This is a genomic window from Arthrobacter sp. alpha11c (assembly GCF_054149985.1).
Map to the genome: position 1 here is coordinate 2,868,304 of NZ_CP196747.1, position 16,931 is coordinate 2,885,234.

Below are 16,931 nucleotides of genomic sequence, written 5' to 3' on the forward strand. Positions count from 1 at the left end.
CACCTGTTGATGCGCAAATGGCAGACCACCAGTTATCAGAATGGTTGGCGGTTCCCTGCAGACTGGTTCCTGCCCGAGGTCCGGACGGTGGTGACGTCGCTGGCTACACGGGCCAGTGTTCCACCTCCTACAGCGAGGTCCTTGGGCGCGGCGCGAGCCCGGAACGGCGTCGGTATCAGTGAAACCATGACTGACTTCCGCGCCCTCTTCCTGGCAGCAGACCGGAACATGGACTTCGAGGCTCTCCAGTCCTTGGCTGAAGGATGGGCAGAGGCCGCCGAATCAGCACCGCCGATTTCGTGCACGGACGTTCAGACGGGGCTGGCCACGCACGCCCATTTCCAGCGACGTATCCACGAACTCTCCATTTTTGGAACGGCCTGTTCCCACCCTTACGCCCTTGCGATCCTGTCACTGCCCCAGCCCCTTGAGAGCCGCGGCCATCGCTGGACCCTGCTGGCGCGGCTTGGAGAAACTGTTCAACGGCAGCTGCACGGGACAGGTGCTACGGCCATGTACAAGAACTCTGCTGTCCACGTGCTGTTGCCCCTCTCAGCAAGCAACCTTGGGCAACTCATGGAGTGCAGGACCGCCATGGAAAGCCTCGGTGAAGGAGCCCTCCGACCCGCGCGCATGCAGTTCTTCCCGTTGGCAAATGCCCCTTCAGAACCAGCGCCTCAGGATTACATCCCCGAAGCAATGTGAGTGAAGCCTGTTGGTGCCGTCACGAACAGCGTCGAGCCGCCACTCACCATGCGACGAGACACGCTTCCGCATTCGAAGGACCATCCAACACATGAAGAATCAGCTCCATCTAAAGTCTGCCTCCCTGGTGGCCGCTCTACTGGCTGTTGTGGTGACAGCCTTCGGGCTCGCCTGGTCGGCAGGGCCAGCCAATGCTGCCGTGATCCCCGGTGCGGCGGTCACCATCAGCACGGATTCAGTAGTTACGAACCAATGGGACCAAGTAGACCTGACCTGCCAGTGGTCCGTTCCTGACAACTCGCAACCGGGCGATACCTTCAACCTCCAGCTCCCACCAGAGCTTCGCTGGTTTGGTGCCGCGTCATTTGATCTGGACAACGCCGACGGCGTGACGGTCGCCAAGGCGGCTGCGAACGATGCCGGACAAGTGGTCTTCACGTTGACCGACTTCGTGGCGGACCACCCCAATAATGTGGGTGGGACGTGCAATTTCAGCACGCAGTATGCTGTGGAGCCGGGCACCGGCGAAGCGACGGAACTGAACTTCACCGTGGGATCCACAGTGGTACGCGTGCCTGTCGATGTCGACGGTCCATGCACCAAGGACTGCGATCCGGCTCCCCCTACTTCGGCGGGCAAGTCCATGTGGTGGGCCGATGCTCCGCAAACTGAACTTGAATCCATCTTTTACATGCCTCCAATGCCTTCAGAATCAAACGACGTGGTTGTGACGGACACGCCCGCCGCCGGCATGGAAATCGATTGCGACCAGATCACTCCGCGCGTCGGCAGGGTTGTCAGCAGCTCCGGAAACATCACCGATCCAATGGACAACGAGCAATACCCCGCGACTGTCGAGTGCACTCCCCAAGAAGCAACGGTGCGATGGACGGGCCTGCCCAGGGGTGAACGGGTGGAGCTGTTCGTGGTCACCAAAGTGACCGACAGGAAGCTGGACGTCTACACCAACAGCGGAACCGTAACTATTGCAGGTGAAGAAACCCCTGTTGGTGCCGAAACGCGGCGAACCCGTGCTGACGGAACAGGCGACGGAACGGCAAGCCCGACGCCGAGCCCCAGCACCGCAACACCCACACCCACACCGAGCCCCACCACCGCAACACCCACACCCACACCGAGCCCCACCACCGCAACACCCACACCCACACCGAGCCCCACCACCGCAACACCCACACCCACACCCACGCCCACCCCGAGCGCCAGTACCGGAACACCGACACCGACGCCGAGCCCGAGCACCGCAACACCCACACCGACGCCGAGCCCGACCACCAGCACCGCAACACCCACACCCAGCCCTAGCCCGAGCACCAGCTCCAGCACCAGCACGGCAACACCCACACCTAGCCCGAGCACCAGCACCACGAGCCCGGTACTTGTACCCACGGACGAGCCCACTCAGCCCGCAGAAGTTCCGGAACCAGAGCCCCTTGCTACCACAGGCGCTCAAAGCCCGGCGTTCATCTACGCGGCCGCTGCGCTGTTGGCCTTGGGATCGTTGCTCGCTTTCCTGGGCGTCAGGCGATCGGCTCGTCGTCAGCACTAAATAGCAAAAAGCCAAGTCCGATGGCCACCGGTATTTCAATAGCCTCGCAGGACCACAAGGACTCATAGGCCCCACTGCGAATGGCGATCCGAGCGAACGATGGGCCGTGCACACGATGCGCGGCCCATCGTTGCATGTCTGGGTTGCATGCCTGAGTTTGCACGCTCGATGCTGCACGCTTCCGGGAATGCACCGGTGCGGCGCATAGTTGAGGAGATTGCAAAAGCCGCCCAACCGTGGCTCACATCTGCCGAGGAGAACCATGAGCTCGCCCACCACTGCAACAGACGCCCAGCTTGCCCGTTGGGAGCGGTTCCGAGCGTCTCGGAATGCAGCACTGGCCTCGGACCATGGCTGGCTAACGCTTACGTCGTTTCAATGGCTCGAGTCGGAGCCGGCAGAAGTCGAGTTCGCCCCGGGCCTGTGGTCAACGGATGGCACGACTGCAACCCTCGCAGCCACCGCCGAGGACGGCCTGACCCTCGTCGAGACCGGCGAAATTGTGGATGGCACCGTGACGGCGACCCTGCAGGATGAAGAGTCCCTTATGTGGGTGCAGTTCGGCGGCGACGACGGCAAGCAGGTGGTGGTGGAGCTTGCGATGCGGGCGGACAAGTATGCCATCCGGACCAGAGACGCGGGCTCGCCCGTTTTTACGGACTTCGATGGGGTTCCCACCTACGATTACAACCCGGACTGGGTGATTCAGGGTCGGTTCGAACCATATGACCAGCCCGTGGATGTACCCATCGGAACGGCCAACCCTTTGGTGGACGGCGTTCATCGTTCTGTCGGGGAGGTGGTGTTCCAGGTTCCTGGCGTTGCCCATGAAGTCCGCCTCCATGCTGAGGAAGAGAAACTCGGCGCCTTGAACGTGACCTTCCATGATGAGACCAACGGCGACACCACGGATGAGTGGCGGAAGGTTTTCATCCCCCGTCCACGCCCCGATGGATCCGTGGTGATCGATTTCAACCGCGCCATCAACTACCCCAGCGCCTTTACGCCTTACGGCACCTGCCCGATGCCGGTCCGCGGAAATTCCATTGATGTCCGCGTTGAGGCTGGCGAAAAGATCCCCCAGGAGTAAAGCGCCGGGAACCCGGACAGCGACTGACTAGACGATGGCAGAGACTCCCGTTACTGCACGGCCCACGATCAATGAGTTGATCTCGTGTGAGCCCTCGTAGGTGAAGATGGCCTCAGCGTCGGCGAAGATCTTGGCAATTTTGTAGTCGGTGACGATACCGTTTCCGCCCAGGATAGAGCGGCCCAAGGCCACACTTTCACGCATCCGTGCACTGCAGTAGGCCTTTGCAAGAGCAACCTGCGCCATGTCGGCACCGCCGTGCCGGGCACCTTGTGCGTCCCGGGAAATACCTTCCTGGAGTTGGGCGATCCGCACCATCATCCCCATGCTGGCCACGGCGTTGCCGAGCATATCCACCAGGTGCTGCTGGATAAGTTGGAACCGGGCAAGGGGTTTGCCGAACTGCAGTCGTTCCACCGCATACTGCCGCGCGACATCGAAGGCTGCCAGCTGCTGGCCGACTGCCTGCCAGGCAACCATAATCCGTGAGCCACGCAGGAGATGGTTCGTATCCGCGAAACTGCTGATTCCTGCGAAACGGTCTGATTCCGCGACGTGGACGTCTTCGAAGAGAATGTCGGCATTTTGCACTGTCCGCAAGGCGATCTTGTTCTCTATGCGGCTCCGTGTGATGCCCGGCAGCGAGGCGTCCACGATGAATGCTCGAACTGCGCCGTCGCTTTCGTCCTTGGCCCACACCAGCATGTAGTCGCAGAACGTCCCATTGCCGATCCAGCGCTTGGCGCCGTAGATCACCCAGTAATCGCCGCCGTCGGACTCCGCTCTTTCCACACGCCGTGCTGTTGTCTGCATGCCGCCCGCGACGTCGGATCCGTGCTCTGGTTCGGTGAGCGCGAAGGCGCCTGTGGTGCGGAGGTTTGAGGCGTCGTCGAGGTATTTGTCCTGCTGGGCGTCGTTGCCGAAGTCGTAGAGCGATTCAACGAAGAGATCGTGGTGGACCATGAAGAACGTCGCGATGGAGGTGTCCACCCGTGTCATCTCGGCAATAACTAGCCCGGCGAACAAGTGTGTGTAGCCGCGCTGGGCAGGAGCACTGAGGCGAAGGGCCGCGAGCTTGGGCAGGATGTGTTCGGGGAACTCGGCTTTGTCCCACCACTGCCCTGCGTAGGGGGCGACCTCGGAGGCAAGGAAAGAGCGGAGCTCGTTGAGCTTTCGCTGTTCCTGGACGCTGAGGAGTGACTCAAAGTCGAAGAAGTCAGCCGTGGGCAGGTCCGCCACAGACGCCGGCACGTGGCGCCCCGAACCCGCGGGTGCCGGGTCGCCGCTGTAGTCGCCCATCATTTCAGGCCCATGCGGATGGCGCCGTCCAACCGGATCGTCTCGCCGTTCAGCATGGCATTCTCGACGATGTGTGCGGCAAGGTTGGCGTATTCGGCCGCGCGCCCAAGCCGGGCGGGGTGGGGTACTTGCTGGCCGAGTGACTCCTGGGCCGCCTGCGGCAATCCGGCCATCATGGGGGTCTCGAAGATGCCGGGGGCAATGGTGGCAACCCGGATCAGGGAGCGGGCGAACTCGCGCGCAAGGGGCAGTGTCATCGCAGCAACAGCACCTTTGGATGCGGCATAGGCAGGCTGGCCGATCTGCCCTTCGAAAGCGGCGACGGACGCCGTGTTGATGATGACTCCGCGTTCGGGGCCGCCCAATTCCGTAGTAACCGGGTCACTTTCCGCCATGGCCGCAGCTGCCAGGCGGACGACGTTGAAGGTTCCAACGAGGTTGATCTGGATGACTTTGTTAAATGCCTCGAGCGGCAGAACACCATCGCGGCCCAGGACCTTGCCCGGCGTCGCGATGCCGGCGCAGTTAACTACTATTCGCAGGGTGCCGAGTGAAGCGGCGGCGTCGACGGCGGCCTGGACCTGGGCTTCGTTGGTTACGTCTGCGGGGGCAAAGACGGCCCGTGGACCTGCATCCCCGCCAGCGGAACCCGCCGAATTCGAGCCAGCCCCATTCGCGCCAGCCGCCGAACCATTGGCGTTCAACTCCGCCGCGTAATCCTCCCCGGCAGAATTTGGCAGGTCCACCAGCACCACCGACGCTCCGCCGTCGAACAAGCGTTTGGCGGTTGCCGCGCCCAAGCCTGACGCCCCGCCGGTGACCAGCGCGACCGTGCCCTTGATGTCCATCCATCCTCCTTGATGCAGACTCAAATCCGTTAATGCATGTTAACTGGAATTGTGATCAAGCGCACCCCAAGCCCCGGATAGGCTGGTTCCATGCCCACCGAAAGCAACTCTGCCGGCCAGCAACCACCCGCAACGGAGACAGTAATGTGGGCGATTCGCGCAGATGAGGCCGCCCGTTCCGTCACGCGGGGTTTCGGTCGACGGCTGCTTTTCATCCCGGGCACCCACCTCGGCGCCGTCAGCATCCCCTCCCGCGGCATCCGCAGCCTTCTCGGTCCATGGCACTACTGGTGGCAGGCGCATTACGTCGACTGCCTGGTGGACACGGGCCGCCGGGAACTGGCCACCAAGAGAAAGTTCGACGGCGACTCCCGCCCGAGCGCGGGACGGCTCGCTTCCCGGTTGATCACCACCATCCGGCTCCGGAACTTCTTCAGCTTCGTCAACGATTATTACGACGACATGGCCTGGTTGGCACTGTCCACCCTCCGATTGGAAAAACTGGCCGAGGAGACGCGGAAGCCCGGACGGCGTCGGAACGCCTATGTCCGCCGGAAGCTGACGCTGCAATTCGATTCGGCTTCCACGGACGATCTGGGCGGCGGAACATTCTGGAGCACCAAGAGGGACTTCAAGAACACTCCGGCAACGGCCCCGGTTGCCCTCTACTTCGCACGAACCGATCACCGTGAGCGGGCCCAAGCCCTGGTGAACTGGCTGAACGGTAAGCTGCTTCACCCCGGCCGTGGCCTCTATCTGGACGGACTTCGCATACGGAATGGGGAGATCGTCCTTGAGGATGCGGTCTACACCTACAACCAAGGGCCAATCCTTGGGGCACTCCTGGAACTGGGCGGAGAGGAGAACCTGGACCGCGCCGCCCGTCTGGTCGGGACCGTTGGGGTGGAGCTCACGGTGCCCGGCACGCAGGTAATCCACGGCGATGGAACCGGGGACGGGGGCCTTTTTACCGGGATCCTGATCCGCTACCTGGCACTTGCCGCGAGGGATCAGCGCCTCCCGAAAAACACCCGTGACATCGCTAAAGGACTCGTTCTCAGCACAGCCGGGGCCTTCTGGGACGGCCGCCGGGAGTCCGGCGGTGATCCCGAACATCCGGGCCTTACCTTCTCCCCCAACCCCTTGCGCCCGGCGAGTGAAACGTATCCGGCGGGGACCGCCGTCGAGCTTTCCACCCAACTGCAGGCATGGATGGCTCTGGAGGCGGCAGCCACGTTGGAAACTTAGATAGAGGTAATTACGGCACGCAATAGTTCCGTAATTGTTGTGATCCTTGTCACATAAGTGTTCCAGGCTTTGGAAGCATAGGTTTGCCTAACCTACGCTTTTCTCAGCGGGTTCCCCCAAACCTTCCCGCTCACACGGAACAAGCCCAAAGCTTGGGACTCTGTGTCTTTGTTCGCAGAAAGAAGCCCTCATGAAGCTCTCCAAAAACGCGCTGGCGGGAATCGCCCTGCTCGCTTCCGCCGCCCTTGGCCTCACGGCCTGCGGCTCCAACGCCGGCACCCCCACCGCCTCCGGTTCGCCGTCGGCAGATGCTGCTGCTTCCGGTGAAGGCATCACGGTGTACAACGCGCAGCATGAGAGCCTGACCAAGGAATGGGTGGATGCCTTCACCAAGGAGACCGGCATCAAGGTCACCATGCGGCAGGGCTCGGATACCGAGCTCTCCAACCAGATCGTCCAGGAAGGTGCCGCTTCTCCGGCGGACGTTTTCCTAACAGAGAACTCACCCGCAATGGCGCAGGTTGAGAACGCTGGACTGTTTGCCGATGTAGACAAGGCCACACTGGATCAGGTCCCCGCAGAATTCCGTCCTTCCACGGGCAAGTGGACCGGCATCGCAGCCCGCTCCACAGTCCTTGTGTACGACAAAAACAAGATCAGCGAAGACAAGCTGCCCAAGTCGATGCTGGACCTGGCGAACCCGGAGTGGAAGGGCAAGTGGGCCGCTTCACCATCTGGCGCCGACTTCCAGGCGATCGTCGCAGCACTGCTCGAACTCAAGGGCGAAGCCGCCACGGAAGAGTGGCTCAAGGGCATGAAGGAAAACTTCAAAGCCTACAAGGGCAACAGCACGGCCATGAAGGCCGTCAACGCCGGTGAAGTGGACGCCGCGCTGATCTACCACTATTACTACTATGGCGACCAGGCCAAGACCGGCGAGAACTCCAAGAATGTCACGCCGTACTTCTTCAAGAACCAGGATCCGGGCGCGTTCCTCTCGGTCTCCGGCGGCGGTGTCCTGAAGTCATCCAAAAAGGCAGCAGATGCCCAGGCATTCCTGAAGTTCATCACCGGTAAGACGGGCCAGGAAGTCCTGAAGAACGGTACCTCGTTCGAGTACGCCATCGCCTCGCAGGTGGATGCCAATGACAAGCTGGTCCCCATCAAGGAACTGCAGGCACCCACCGTTGACCCGGCCAAGCTGAACTCCACCAAGGTCACCGATCTGATGACCAAGGCAGGACTCCTGTAATTCTGTGACCACTGATCTATCGGCTCCCGACCTTCCACAGTCGCCAGGGAGCACGACGACGGCGGGCAAGGGCAAACGCCCTCGCCCGCCATTCGGCGTTTCCACGGTGTCGTTGCTGGCGGTGTTGATCGCCCTGTTTTCCCTGATGCCGCTGGGCTACGTCATCTTCATGACGGCAGCGACAGGCTGGGACACCGCCGTCGAACTCATTGTTCGCCCCCGGGTTGGCGAGCTGCTGTTGAACACCATCATGTTGATGGTCCTGACAGTGCCGTTGTGCCTCATTCTTGGGGTGGGCGGCGCTTGGCTGGTTGAGCGCACCAAGCTACGCGGGAGCCGCTGGTGGGCCGTGGCACTGGCGGCACCGCTTGCCATTCCCGCCTTCGTCAACAGCTACGCATGGGTATCCGCCGTACCTTCCATGGAGGGCATCTGGTCCGGCGTGCTGATCGCCACCCTGTCGTATTTCCCTTTGGTTTACATTCCCGCCGCCGCCACGCTGGGGCGCTTGGATCCGGCGATCGAACAATCTGCCGCGTCGCTTGGCCTCGGTTCCTGGGCCGTCTTCTTCCGGGTAGTGCTCCCGCAGCTTCGTATCGCAATGACCGGCGGCGCGTTGCTGGTGGCGTTGCACCTCCTTGCCGAATATGGCGCTTTCGCAATGATCCGCTTTGATACCTTCACGACGGCGATCATGGTCCAGTTCCAGTCGACGTTCAACGGTGCCGCCGGAAACATGCTGGCCAGTGTCCTGGTCTTCCTCTGCCTGCTTCTTCTCCTTGCCGAAGTCAAGAGCCGAGGCACCGCCCGCTACGCGCGGATTGGGTCAGGCGCCCAAGCGAAAGCAACACGGGCGCCCTTGGGCGGATACCAGGCTCCGGCGCAGCTCGCTTTGCTGGCCCTGACAGGGTTGGCTTTTGGGCTTCCTGTCTGGTTCGTCCTGCGCTGGCTTTCTGCCGGAGGTGCCGAGGTATGGGCAGCCGACGAATTCATGCCCGCGCTGCTGCAGACCCTCGTGTACGGGGCTGCCGGCGCCGCAGTTACCACGATCGTGGCCTTTCCCATGGCCTACTTGGCGGTTCGGCATCCCAGCTGGTTCAGCAAGATGCTTGAACTGTCCAACTACGTGACCAGCTCCCTGCCAGGAATCGTTGTGGGCCTCGCCTTCGTCACCGTCAGCATCCGCGCAGTTCCCGGCATCTACCAAAGCGCCGGCGTGCTGGTGGCCGCCTATGTCCTCCTCTTCCTTCCCCGGGCGCTGGTCAACATCCGCTCCGGGCTGGCCCAGGCACCCAAAGAGCTCGATGAAGCCGCTCAATCCCTTGGCAAAGCTCCGATGGTGTCCTTCTTCCGTGTGACCCTGCGGCTAACGGCGCCGGCTGCGGCAGGTGGTGCCGCACTCGTCTTCCTGGCCATCGTCAACGAACTCACGGCAACCCTCCTTCTCTCGCCCAATGGAACCCGCACCCTGGCAACAGAGTTCTGGAGCAAGAGCAGCGAGATCGACTACACAGGCGCCGCACCGTATGCGCTGTTGATGATCGTGCTTTCCGCCCCGATGACCTACCTTCTTTTCCAACAGTCCAAGAAAGTGGCCGGACAGTGACCGAACAATCTCCACCCAGGCTCCCGTCACCGCGCGTGGCGCCATCCATTGTGCCCACCACCAACACGCACTTGGACATCGCTGAGGTCACAAAGAATTTCGGTTCCCAGGCTGTGCTGAAGGGAGTCAATCTTTCCGTGGCCAAGGGCGGAACCACCGCCATTGTTGGTCCTTCCGGCTCCGGCAAAACCACGCTGCTTCGCTTGATCGCAGGCTTCGAGCATCCAGACACCGGGACTATTTCCCTGAACGGCTCAACAGTTGCGGGCAATGGAGTGTGGTTCCCTGCGCACAAACGGCAGGTGGGATACGTCGCCCAGGATGGGGCTCTCTTCCCGCACCTGACCGTGGGACAGAACGTCGCTTTTGGGCTGGATTCCGGAAAGCTCGACGGCGGCCGCCGGGCCGTTGCTTCCCGCGTCCAGGAACTGCTCGAAATGGTGTCCCTGGACAGCTCCATGGCGAAGCGGCGTCCGCACCAGTTGTCCGGCGGGCAGCAACAGCGCGTTGCCCTGGCACGTGCCCTGGCCCGCGAACCGGAGCTCATGTTGCTGGATGAGCCGTTCTCGGCACTGGACGCCGGGCTCCGCGTAGCTACGCGCCGGGCTGTGGCCAAGGTGCTCAACGCTGCAGGCGTCACAACCATCCTCGTAACGCACGACCAAGCCGAAGCCCTTTCCTTTGCCGACCAAGTGGCCATCATGCGCGGGGGAAAACTGGCCCAGATTGGCAACCCCTTTGTGGTCTACACGCGCCCAGCAGACCGTGCCACGGCCGAATTCCTCGGCGACGCCGTGATCCTGGATGCGTGGATGGAAGGGTCCCTGGCCACGTGTTCACTCGGCGGGATTCCCGTCCGCCGGCCACCAGCACAGGGCAAAGTTCAGCTCATGCTCCGCCCGGAGCAGATACGCATCGCGCCCGACGGCCCCATCCGGGGCGTGGTTGTGGACACGGACTACTTCGGTCCGGAAACGACCGTCCGAATAAGGCTCGGCGCTTATACCGCGGCTGACGGCGTCCTATCCGGAAATGGCCACCGCTATCCCGGCGGAGGAGAGATCATCACCATCCGGCACTGGAACGCATCCATCACCAAGCCCGGCACGGAGCTCTGCCTTCGCGTCGTGGGTGAAGGCGTGGCGTTCGCGCCCGAAGGCTGATTACGTGGGCCCTGGGGCCACTTAGGCCCTGACGCTACTTGGGCTCTGACTGCCTGGGCTCCGAAGCCGGGCGCTTCTTCTGCGGATACGGTGCCTCGTGCCGGGCAAGCATCTCCACGAACCCAGCGATCTTCCGCTCCCGGGTGTCTGCCCTTTTGACCAGGTTGGTCCGGTGAATGAGGGCGAAACGGTTTTGGGACGTCAGGACGTCGAACATGGCCTGCGCCTCGGGAACAGCGGCGATGGCGGCAGCGAGATCATCGGGAACCACTGAATCCGCGGGACCGGCGTAGGCAGCTTCCCAGCGCCCATCGGCTTTGGCGGCGTCGACGGCGGCCCATCCCGCTGCGGTCATCTTTCCTTCCTGATCCAGCCGGGCGATGTGCCCAACGTTTCGTGCTGACCAGATGCTGCGGCGGCCCCTCGGTGTCATGCGCTGGAAGTAGCTTTCGGCGTCGCGGCTTTTGGATTGGCCGTCGATCCAGCCGAAACAGAGCGCCTCGTCCAGCGCGCCATCGTAGTCCAACTCCGTGACGTTCCCGCCCTTTTTATGCAGGACCAACCACACACCCGGGCTGTCGGCAGCGTGCGCCTTGAGCCATGCGCGCCATTCGGCCGCGTCCTTGACGATCAATTCTTCCAGCTCAATGGGCATGGATTCATTCTGCGGCAAACCGGACGGCATAGTGTGGAGGACAGAAGCCGGAGTGCCAGCGAAGCCAGCCCAGGAGGACCCATGTTGCGAGCCCGCCCCATCCACTACACCTCCCGCCCGAAACAATGGGCCGAGCTGCTGGAAGCGCTGGGCCTGGTCAACACAGTCAAGGATGACGACTGGTTCGAGTTCGACGCCGGCTCAGGTCGGCTGGCGCTACATCGCGTACAGCATGGAGCAGCAGTGGACGGCTCGCCCCAAGACGGCACCACTGCCTTCGGCGTCGAGGTTGGGGTGTTGGCAGAGTTTGCCCGGCGCACGCAGGAAGACGGGACCATCGCGGTGCTCACCGAGGCCTCGCACGGCCCGACCGTACAGATCACGGCCCGGGATGGCTTCACCTTCCTGGCCGACCCCGCCCGGCGCGCCGGGGACGGAACTTGGGCGACGTCCAACGAAGCCGACCCGGCTCTTGCGGTGGTTGCCACCTGGCTGAGTCCCGGCGTCGACGATTCCGCGCAGGAGCTCCGCAACATCGGTGCCCGGCCCCGGACCTCGGATGACGAATCGGCGACGTTCACCACCAAAAACGGCGGGATCCTGCGCGTAATCCACGGTGCGGCTGCGGAGTCCGGCGATCTGGCTTTTGAGTACGACGGCGATCTGGAACCACTGCTGCACAGGCTCACCGGGGCCGGGGTTGAGGCGCGGATCAGCGAGGGTGTTCTGTACGTCGCAAACCCGGATGCGGTGGGCGGCTCGGCGCCGGCGTCGGTCGTGGTGGAACGGACACCTGCGGAACAGACGCCGGCCGGGCGGCCCCAAACATAGCCAGCAGCTTAATGCGCAGTGCTCCGGGGGTGCTGCCACGGAACTTCGGCTGGGGATGCGGTAGAACTTAACCATGAGCGTACGTACACCCGACCCGTATCCAGGCTGGCTTTCCGACGAAGACCTCTTCGAAGCCCGCGGCCGCCTTCCCATGGTCTACGTGGAGGCAGTCCCCGTCCGCCTGGATCCGCTCGGGTACGTCAATGAAGTCGGTTCCCTCCTGCAGGGCGACGCCGACGGCAACATGGTTCGCTACCTCGTCTCCGGCCGCGTCCTTTACCGTGAAACCATCCGCGCAGCCCTTCTGCGGCACATGGAAAAGGACCTCGGCCCCCTTGCATTCCCGCAGCTGCCCATCAGCCCCGTTCCCTTCACCGTGGCCGAATACTTCCCTGCGCCGTCTCAGACAGGATTCACCGACGACCGCCAACACGCGGTGTCGCTGGTCTTCATCATCCCCGTCACCGGCGAATGCGAACCGCGCCAGGACGCCCTGGAACTCACGTGGATGACGCCGCAGGAAGTCCTGAGTGACGACGTTCAGCAGGAGTTCGAGGGCGGCCGCGGCAACCTCGTGCGTCAGGCGCTGGCTTTCTCGGGCATAGTCCTCTAGTTCGGCATCGTCCTTTTAGTTCGGCAGCGTCCTCTAGCGGGTCCCGCGTCCTGCGGCGGCTGGAGTTTGTAGACTGGACGGCGGACCGCAAGAGAACCAAAGGACTTCCGATGACTCACAGCCCAGCCTCACAGCAATACCGCGAAAAGCAGGCTGGGGACCTGCAACCCGGAGACCTTGTGTTCCTGCCCGGAGACGGGCCTGCCGAGGAAATTGCCGCCGTGGAGGTGGAAAAGGACGATTATGGCGTTACCGCGCTGCTGCTGGTGACAACGGTCGACGGCGGCACCGTGCGGATCGCTGCGGGCTCCAGTGTGCCGGTGGGTGATGGAGCGTCCGGTTTGGCCGCGCCCGAATCCGCCGCAGTCGGCCTTGCTGATTCTGAAGCCGATGCGGACTCCAGCACCTCGATGGAAGACGAAGCCGGAGCAGCGGCGGGTTCCGCCGTCGTCGTTCCCCCAAGGCCGGAAACGCCACCCGCGGTCTCCACGCCGGCCCCCGAAGAACTCGCGCTGATCCCCGAGCCGGCCGGAACGCCTGAAGCAGTGGTGCGGGCCGCCGTCGCAAATCACAAGGGCAAGAACGGCGTTCAGGTGCTCGCCGAAAGGCTGGCGAAGGGCATCAACACCAAATCGGGCAGCTGCCTCCGGGACCTCAGCAATCTGGCGTTCGATCTCTGCATCGTGCTGCGGGATCCGGACAACGCCTTGGCCGTGGCTGATCTCCTGAACGTGCTGCCCTTTGACGGCAACCCCGATCGCTGGGCGTCGATCGAACGCGCCCTGGCGCTGTCCAGCTTCATCTGCCGGGAGGGCGGACAAACTGAACGCGCGGCCGTGTACGAGAAATTGCTGCGCGCCCACGAGTCGGAGGAGACGGACCCCTTCAAGGCCCGAATCGCCGCGAAGGTCCGCCAACGCGCCCTGAACGAACCGAACCTGTACGACAAGGAAATCTTCCGCGCGATCGATAACGGCAATCATGAAGCCGAGCGCGAATGGCGGTTCCTCCGCCTGGAGTCGTTGCTGTTCCTGCGGGCCCACGGTGGATCCGAGACACTCGGAGAAGAGGAGCTGGGCCGGCGCATCGGCATCGAATTGGATGCTGTGCGGGCCTGAAGGAGCGGTGCCCTGATTCATCCGCCTAGTCCCGGCACTTCTAAACTTCAAGACCTGTATTACGGACGCGAAGGGCGGTAGATTCGGGGCCATGACGAACAATCTGAGCGTTGTGATTAATGCCGACGCGCAGCAGGTTTGGACAATGCTGCGCGAACCCGCTTTGGTGGCTCAATGGCACGGATGGGAAGCCGATGACCTCACCGATGAAATCAAACAGATCTACTTCCACCCGGATGTGGTGGAAAATCCCGATCACACCAAACTTACTGTCCACGCCGGTGATGAGTTCGAGCTCCACCCTGTTTCCGGCGGCACCGAAGTCAAAGTCACCCGCGCCGCGCTGGACCACGACTCCGAGTGGGCGGAATGGGACGAGGACATCACCCAGGGCTGGCTTACGTTCCTGCAACAACTCCGTTTCGCCCTTGAAAGACACCCACATGGTCAACGGCGAACCCACTTCGTGTCCCTTCCAGGCAGCGGTGGTCCGGCTATCGAGAAATTGGGGCTGGGCGATCTTCCGCCCGTCGGCGACGAGTATTCGCTCACACTTTCCACTGGTGAGGAGATTTCCGGCAAAGTCTGGTTCAAGAGCCGGCACCAAGTGGGCCTCACCGTGCACAGCTACGCAGAGCACGGCGATGGGCTGCTGATCGTGGCCGAGCAACTGCCGATCCCCGAGAAAAGGCCCGACGGCGGTTCCATGGTGATTGCCTCCACCTACGATTTGGGGGCTCACACCTTGGCGGATATCAGGTCCTCCTGGGATAACTGGAAGGCTGAGAACTACAGCTCCTAGGACGGGTTCCGCAGGTTACCCGGGGTAAAGCTGGCACACTTGGTAGCGTGCCAGCTTCCGCTTTCCTGCCCTCGTCTCCTCCGTCCACTGCCTTGCCGGGTCTTTCTTCACGGCAAACCGGGTTCTCCTTTACGGTGGGCCAGCGCCTGACTGAAACGTGTTCGCCGTCGGACGCCTTGATCGATGCCAATGGCGGCACTTTCCTGGGCCGGACCGGAACCATTACCACGCCGCACGGAACCATCCAGACGCCCGCATTCATCGCCGTCGGAACCAAAGCAACAGTCAAGGCCGTGCTGCCCGAGTCCATTGCAGGGCTCGGCGCGCAGGCAGTGCTGGCCAACGCCTACCACCTGTACCTGCAGCCGGGCCCTGAGATCCTCGACGCCGCCGGCGGGCTGGGTGCTTTCATGAATTGGTCCGGACCGACGTTTACGGATTCCGGAGGATTCCAGGTGATGAGCCTGGGCTCGGGGTTCAAGAAGGTCATCGACATGAAGAATGTGGACACCTCCGGCCCCGATGACGCGGTGGCGCCCGGCAAGGAACGGCTGGCGCACATTGATGACGACGGTGTGTGGTTCAAGTCGCACCTCAACGGGGACAGGCACCGCTTCTCCCCCGAGATTTCCATGCAGGTCCAGCATCAGATCGGCGCTGACATCATGTTCGCCTTTGACGAGCTGACCACGTTGCAGAACTCCCGGGCCTACCAAGAGGAATCGCTGGAGCGGACCCGGCTCTGGGCTTTGAGGTGCTTGGAAGAGCATGCCCGTTTGACTTCCGCCCGGGTGGGGAAGCCGTACCAGGCGCTGTTCGGGGTGATCCAGGGCGCGCAGTACGAGGATCTGCGCCGAAAGGCATGTCAGGACCTTGGAGCCATGCCTTTTGACGGGTACGGGATCGGCGGTGCTTTGGAAAAGGAGAACCTGGGCACCATCGTGCGGTGGTGCAATGAGGAACTTCCTGAAAACAAGCCGCGGCACCTGCTGGGCATTTCCGAGCCGGACGACATCTTCACGGCAATCGAGAACGGGGCCGACACGTTCGACTGCGTCTCACCCACCCGCGTGGCACGGAACTCCGCGTTCTATACCCCGTCCGGTCGGTTCAACCTGTCCGGTGCCCGCTATAAGGCCGATTTCGGACCGCTGCAGGATGGCTGCGACTGCTACACCTGTGGAAACTATTCGCGCGCGTACATCCACCACCTGTACAAGGCCAAGGAAATGCTCTCGGCAACGCTGATCTCCATCCACAACGAGCGCTTCGTGGTGAAGATGGTGGACGATGCACGGTTGGCCATCGAGTCCGGGGATTTCTTCGAGTTCAAGGCGGAGACGCTGGGCCGGTACTACTCGTAGCTCTGGGTGGCGCGCACCGTTTCGATGGGCGTAGGGCTTAGGCCGCGACTGGCCCGTAGCTCGGTTCGCGCTTCTTGATGTAGCCAACCACCAGCACAGTGATCGGGACGAACAGGAACTCCACGGCGGTCTTGTAGACGAAGCCCACCAGGACGTAGTTGGCGAACATTCCGAAGTCGGTGATGCCAATGACCGAGGCCGCGATGCTGCAGAAGATCAGGGTGTCCACGAATTCGCCCACAACGGATGACCCCATGAGCCGCGCCCACAAGGTCTTCTCGCCCGTGCGCTCCTTCATTTTCACCAGGATCCACGAGTTGATGGTCTGGCCGGCGAGGAAGGCCAGAAGTGAAGCGAGCACGATCTGCGGGACGGGGCCGAGTGCGCCTTCGATAGCCGCTTGCTTGGCGGTTCCGTACTCATCCGTGAACCCGGGCAGCACGATGATCACCCAGTAGCAGAGTGAAGCGAAGACCGAGAGAGCAAACGAGGTAATGATGGCTTTGCGCGCCACCCTGAAGCCGTAAACCTCACTCATGACGTCGCCCAGAATGTAGGCGAGCGGGAACAGGAAGAATCCGCCATCAGTGATGATCGGACCAAGCACGACGCCCTTGGATGCGCCGATATTGGACAGGATCAGCACCACGGCCATGATGGCGAGCATGATGCCAAAGTACGGGGATCCGATCGAGGCGAAGCGGGGTGCAGGCTTGCTCAAGGTGCTGGAGCCGGAAGGCGAGGGCATGGGTCATCCATTTCGTAGTGGT

17 protein-coding genes are annotated in these 16,931 nt (G+C 62.5%); 12 read left to right on the top strand and 5 right to left on the bottom strand.

Translation table 11 applies throughout. From position 1 onward, the window contains the following. Positions 1-35: 35 nt before the first annotated feature. A complete protein-coding gene (locus ACTAQJ_RS12970; protein WP_498696637.1) occupies positions 36-188 on the bottom strand; it encodes a hypothetical protein in 153 nt (50 codons plus the stop codon). Here ACTAQJ_RS12970 and ACTAQJ_RS12975 point away from each other — a divergent pair. The 3 genes from ACTAQJ_RS12975 (at position 187) to ACTAQJ_RS12985 (ending at position 3,362) form a co-directional block, all read left to right on the top strand. Further along, on the top strand, positions 187-705 hold the full coding sequence (locus ACTAQJ_RS12975; protein WP_498696638.1) for a hypothetical protein: 519 nt from the start codon (positions 187-189) through the stop codon (positions 703-705). The two genes, ACTAQJ_RS12970 and ACTAQJ_RS12975, sit on opposite strands and share 2 nt — an antisense overlap. Before the next feature lie 91 nt (positions 706-796). After that, positions 797-2,272 carry an Ig-like domain-containing protein gene (locus tag ACTAQJ_RS12980; protein WP_498696640.1) on the top strand — a complete coding sequence of 492 codons (1,476 nt, stop codon included), beginning with the start codon at positions 797-799 and terminating at the stop codon, positions 2,270-2,272. Positions 2,273-2,534: 262 nt separating this feature from the next. Beyond that, positions 2,535-3,362, top strand: a complete 828-nt coding sequence (locus ACTAQJ_RS12985; protein ID WP_498696641.1) for a DUF1684 domain-containing protein — start codon at positions 2,535-2,537, stop codon at positions 3,360-3,362. Between the two features lie 27 nt (positions 3,363-3,389). On the opposite strand, the gene ACTAQJ_RS12990 is transcribed toward ACTAQJ_RS12985, so the two are convergent. Next, the gene (locus ACTAQJ_RS12990) at positions 3,390-4,661 is read right to left on the bottom strand and encodes an acyl-CoA dehydrogenase family protein (protein WP_498702192.1); all 1,272 of its coding nucleotides are present in this window, start codon (positions 4,659-4,661) and stop codon (positions 3,390-3,392) included. After that, complete coding sequence (locus tag ACTAQJ_RS12995) at positions 4,661-5,509, bottom strand: SDR family NAD(P)-dependent oxidoreductase (RefSeq protein WP_498696643.1); 849 nt, start codon at positions 5,507-5,509, stop codon at positions 4,661-4,663. The genes ACTAQJ_RS12990 and ACTAQJ_RS12995 overlap by 1 nt, the downstream gene beginning before the upstream one ends. A gap of 90 nt (positions 5,510-5,599) precedes the next feature. Between ACTAQJ_RS12995 and ACTAQJ_RS13000 the strand changes: the two genes are divergently transcribed. The 4 genes from ACTAQJ_RS13000 to ACTAQJ_RS13015 all read left to right on the top strand — a co-directional run bounded on the left by ACTAQJ_RS13000 (position 5,600) and on the right by ACTAQJ_RS13015 (position 10,778). Further along, entirely contained in the window at positions 5,600-6,757 is a 1,158-nt protein-coding gene (locus ACTAQJ_RS13000; protein WP_498696645.1) for a glycoside hydrolase family 76 protein, read from the top strand. 190 nt (positions 6,758-6,947) lie between these two features. Beyond that, positions 6,948-8,009 carry an iron ABC transporter substrate-binding protein gene (locus ACTAQJ_RS13005; protein ID WP_498696648.1) on the top strand — a complete coding sequence of 354 codons (1,062 nt, stop codon included), beginning with the start codon at positions 6,948-6,950 and terminating at the stop codon, positions 8,007-8,009. 4 nt (positions 8,010-8,013) lie between these two features. Then, positions 8,014-9,615 (top strand): ABC transporter permease, encoded by a 1,602-nt coding sequence (locus tag ACTAQJ_RS13010; protein ID WP_431118232.1) that lies wholly within the window; start codon positions 8,014-8,016, stop codon positions 9,613-9,615. Continuing rightward, on the top strand, positions 9,612-10,778 hold the full coding sequence (locus tag ACTAQJ_RS13015) for an ABC transporter ATP-binding protein (RefSeq protein ID WP_431118231.1): 1,167 nt from the start codon (positions 9,612-9,614) through the stop codon (positions 10,776-10,778). Before ACTAQJ_RS13010 ends, ACTAQJ_RS13015 begins: the two co-directional genes overlap by 4 nt. 34 nt (positions 10,779-10,812) lie before the next feature. On the opposite strand, the gene ACTAQJ_RS13020 is transcribed toward ACTAQJ_RS13015, so the two are convergent. Further along, a complete protein-coding gene (locus ACTAQJ_RS13020; RefSeq protein ID WP_498696652.1) occupies positions 10,813-11,433 on the bottom strand; it encodes a YdeI/OmpD-associated family protein in 621 nt (206 codons plus the stop codon). 81 nt (positions 11,434-11,514) lie between these two features. Between ACTAQJ_RS13020 and ACTAQJ_RS13025 the strand changes: the two genes are divergently transcribed. The 5 genes from ACTAQJ_RS13025 to tgt all read left to right on the top strand — a co-directional run bounded on the left by ACTAQJ_RS13025 (position 11,515) and on the right by tgt (position 16,161). Further along, complete coding sequence (locus ACTAQJ_RS13025; protein WP_498696654.1) at positions 11,515-12,264, top strand: hypothetical protein; 750 nt, start codon at positions 11,515-11,517, stop codon at positions 12,262-12,264. A 73-nt stretch (positions 12,265-12,337) separates the two neighbouring features. After that, positions 12,338-12,877, top strand: coding sequence for an NUDIX hydrolase family protein (locus ACTAQJ_RS13030; RefSeq protein WP_223935793.1), 540 nt, complete (start codon positions 12,338-12,340; stop codon positions 12,875-12,877). Between the two features lie 110 nt (positions 12,878-12,987). After that, positions 12,988-13,995 carry a DUF6707 family protein gene (locus ACTAQJ_RS13035; RefSeq protein WP_498696656.1) on the top strand — a complete coding sequence of 336 codons (1,008 nt, stop codon included), beginning with the start codon at positions 12,988-12,990 and terminating at the stop codon, positions 13,993-13,995. Positions 13,996-14,086: 91 nt separating this feature from the next. Then, on the top strand, positions 14,087-14,797 hold the full coding sequence (locus tag ACTAQJ_RS13040; RefSeq protein ID WP_498696658.1) for an SRPBCC family protein: 711 nt from the start codon (positions 14,087-14,089) through the stop codon (positions 14,795-14,797). 47 nt (positions 14,798-14,844) lie between these two features. Continuing rightward, the gene (tgt, locus tag ACTAQJ_RS13045; RefSeq protein ID WP_498696661.1) at positions 14,845-16,161 is read left to right on the top strand and encodes a tRNA guanosine(34) transglycosylase Tgt; all 1,317 of its coding nucleotides are present in this window, start codon (positions 14,845-14,847) and stop codon (positions 16,159-16,161) included. A 37-nt stretch (positions 16,162-16,198) separates the two neighbouring features. Here tgt and ACTAQJ_RS13050 read toward each other — a convergent pair whose 3' ends face one another. Then, positions 16,199-16,909, bottom strand: coding sequence for a queuosine precursor transporter (locus tag ACTAQJ_RS13050; RefSeq protein WP_498696663.1), 711 nt, complete (start codon positions 16,907-16,909; stop codon positions 16,199-16,201). Between the last annotated feature and the right edge of the window lie 22 nt (positions 16,910-16,931).

Bases quoted from the DNA above. Each gene is read 5' to 3' on its own strand.
- ACTAQJ_RS12975 (WP_498696638.1), top strand. From the start codon at position 187: ATGACTGACTTCCGCGCCCTCTTCCTGGCAGCAGACCGGAACATGGAC.
- ACTAQJ_RS12970 (WP_498696637.1), bottom strand. From the start codon at position 188: ATGGTTTCACTGATACCGACGCCGTTCCGGGCTCGCGCCGCGCCCAAG.
- ACTAQJ_RS12980 (WP_498696640.1), top strand. From the start codon at position 797: ATGAAGAATCAGCTCCATCTAAAGTCTGCCTCCCTGGTGGCCGCTCTA.
- ACTAQJ_RS12985 (WP_498696641.1), top strand. From the start codon at position 2,535: ATGAGCTCGCCCACCACTGCAACAGACGCCCAGCTTGCCCGTTGGGAG.
- ACTAQJ_RS12990 (WP_498702192.1), bottom strand. From the start codon at position 4,661: ATGGGCGACTACAGCGGCGACCCGGCACCCGCGGGTTCGGGGCGCCAC.
- ACTAQJ_RS12995 (WP_498696643.1), bottom strand. From the start codon at position 5,509: ATGGACATCAAGGGCACGGTCGCGCTGGTCACCGGCGGGGCGTCAGGC.
- ACTAQJ_RS13000 (WP_498696645.1), top strand. From the start codon at position 5,600: ATGCCCACCGAAAGCAACTCTGCCGGCCAGCAACCACCCGCAACGGAG.
- ACTAQJ_RS13005 (WP_498696648.1), top strand. From the start codon at position 6,948: ATGAAGCTCTCCAAAAACGCGCTGGCGGGAATCGCCCTGCTCGCTTCC.
- ACTAQJ_RS13020 (WP_498696652.1), bottom strand. From the start codon at position 11,433: ATGCCCATTGAGCTGGAAGAATTGATCGTCAAGGACGCGGCCGAATGG.
- ACTAQJ_RS13025 (WP_498696654.1), top strand. From the start codon at position 11,515: ATGTTGCGAGCCCGCCCCATCCACTACACCTCCCGCCCGAAACAATGG.
- ACTAQJ_RS13030 (WP_223935793.1), top strand. From the start codon at position 12,338: ATGAGCGTACGTACACCCGACCCGTATCCAGGCTGGCTTTCCGACGAA.
- ACTAQJ_RS13035 (WP_498696656.1), top strand. From the start codon at position 12,988: ATGACTCACAGCCCAGCCTCACAGCAATACCGCGAAAAGCAGGCTGGG.
- ACTAQJ_RS13040 (WP_498696658.1), top strand. From the start codon at position 14,087: ATGACGAACAATCTGAGCGTTGTGATTAATGCCGACGCGCAGCAGGTT.
- ACTAQJ_RS13050 (WP_498696663.1), bottom strand. From the start codon at position 16,909: ATGCCCTCGCCTTCCGGCTCCAGCACCTTGAGCAAGCCTGCACCCCGC.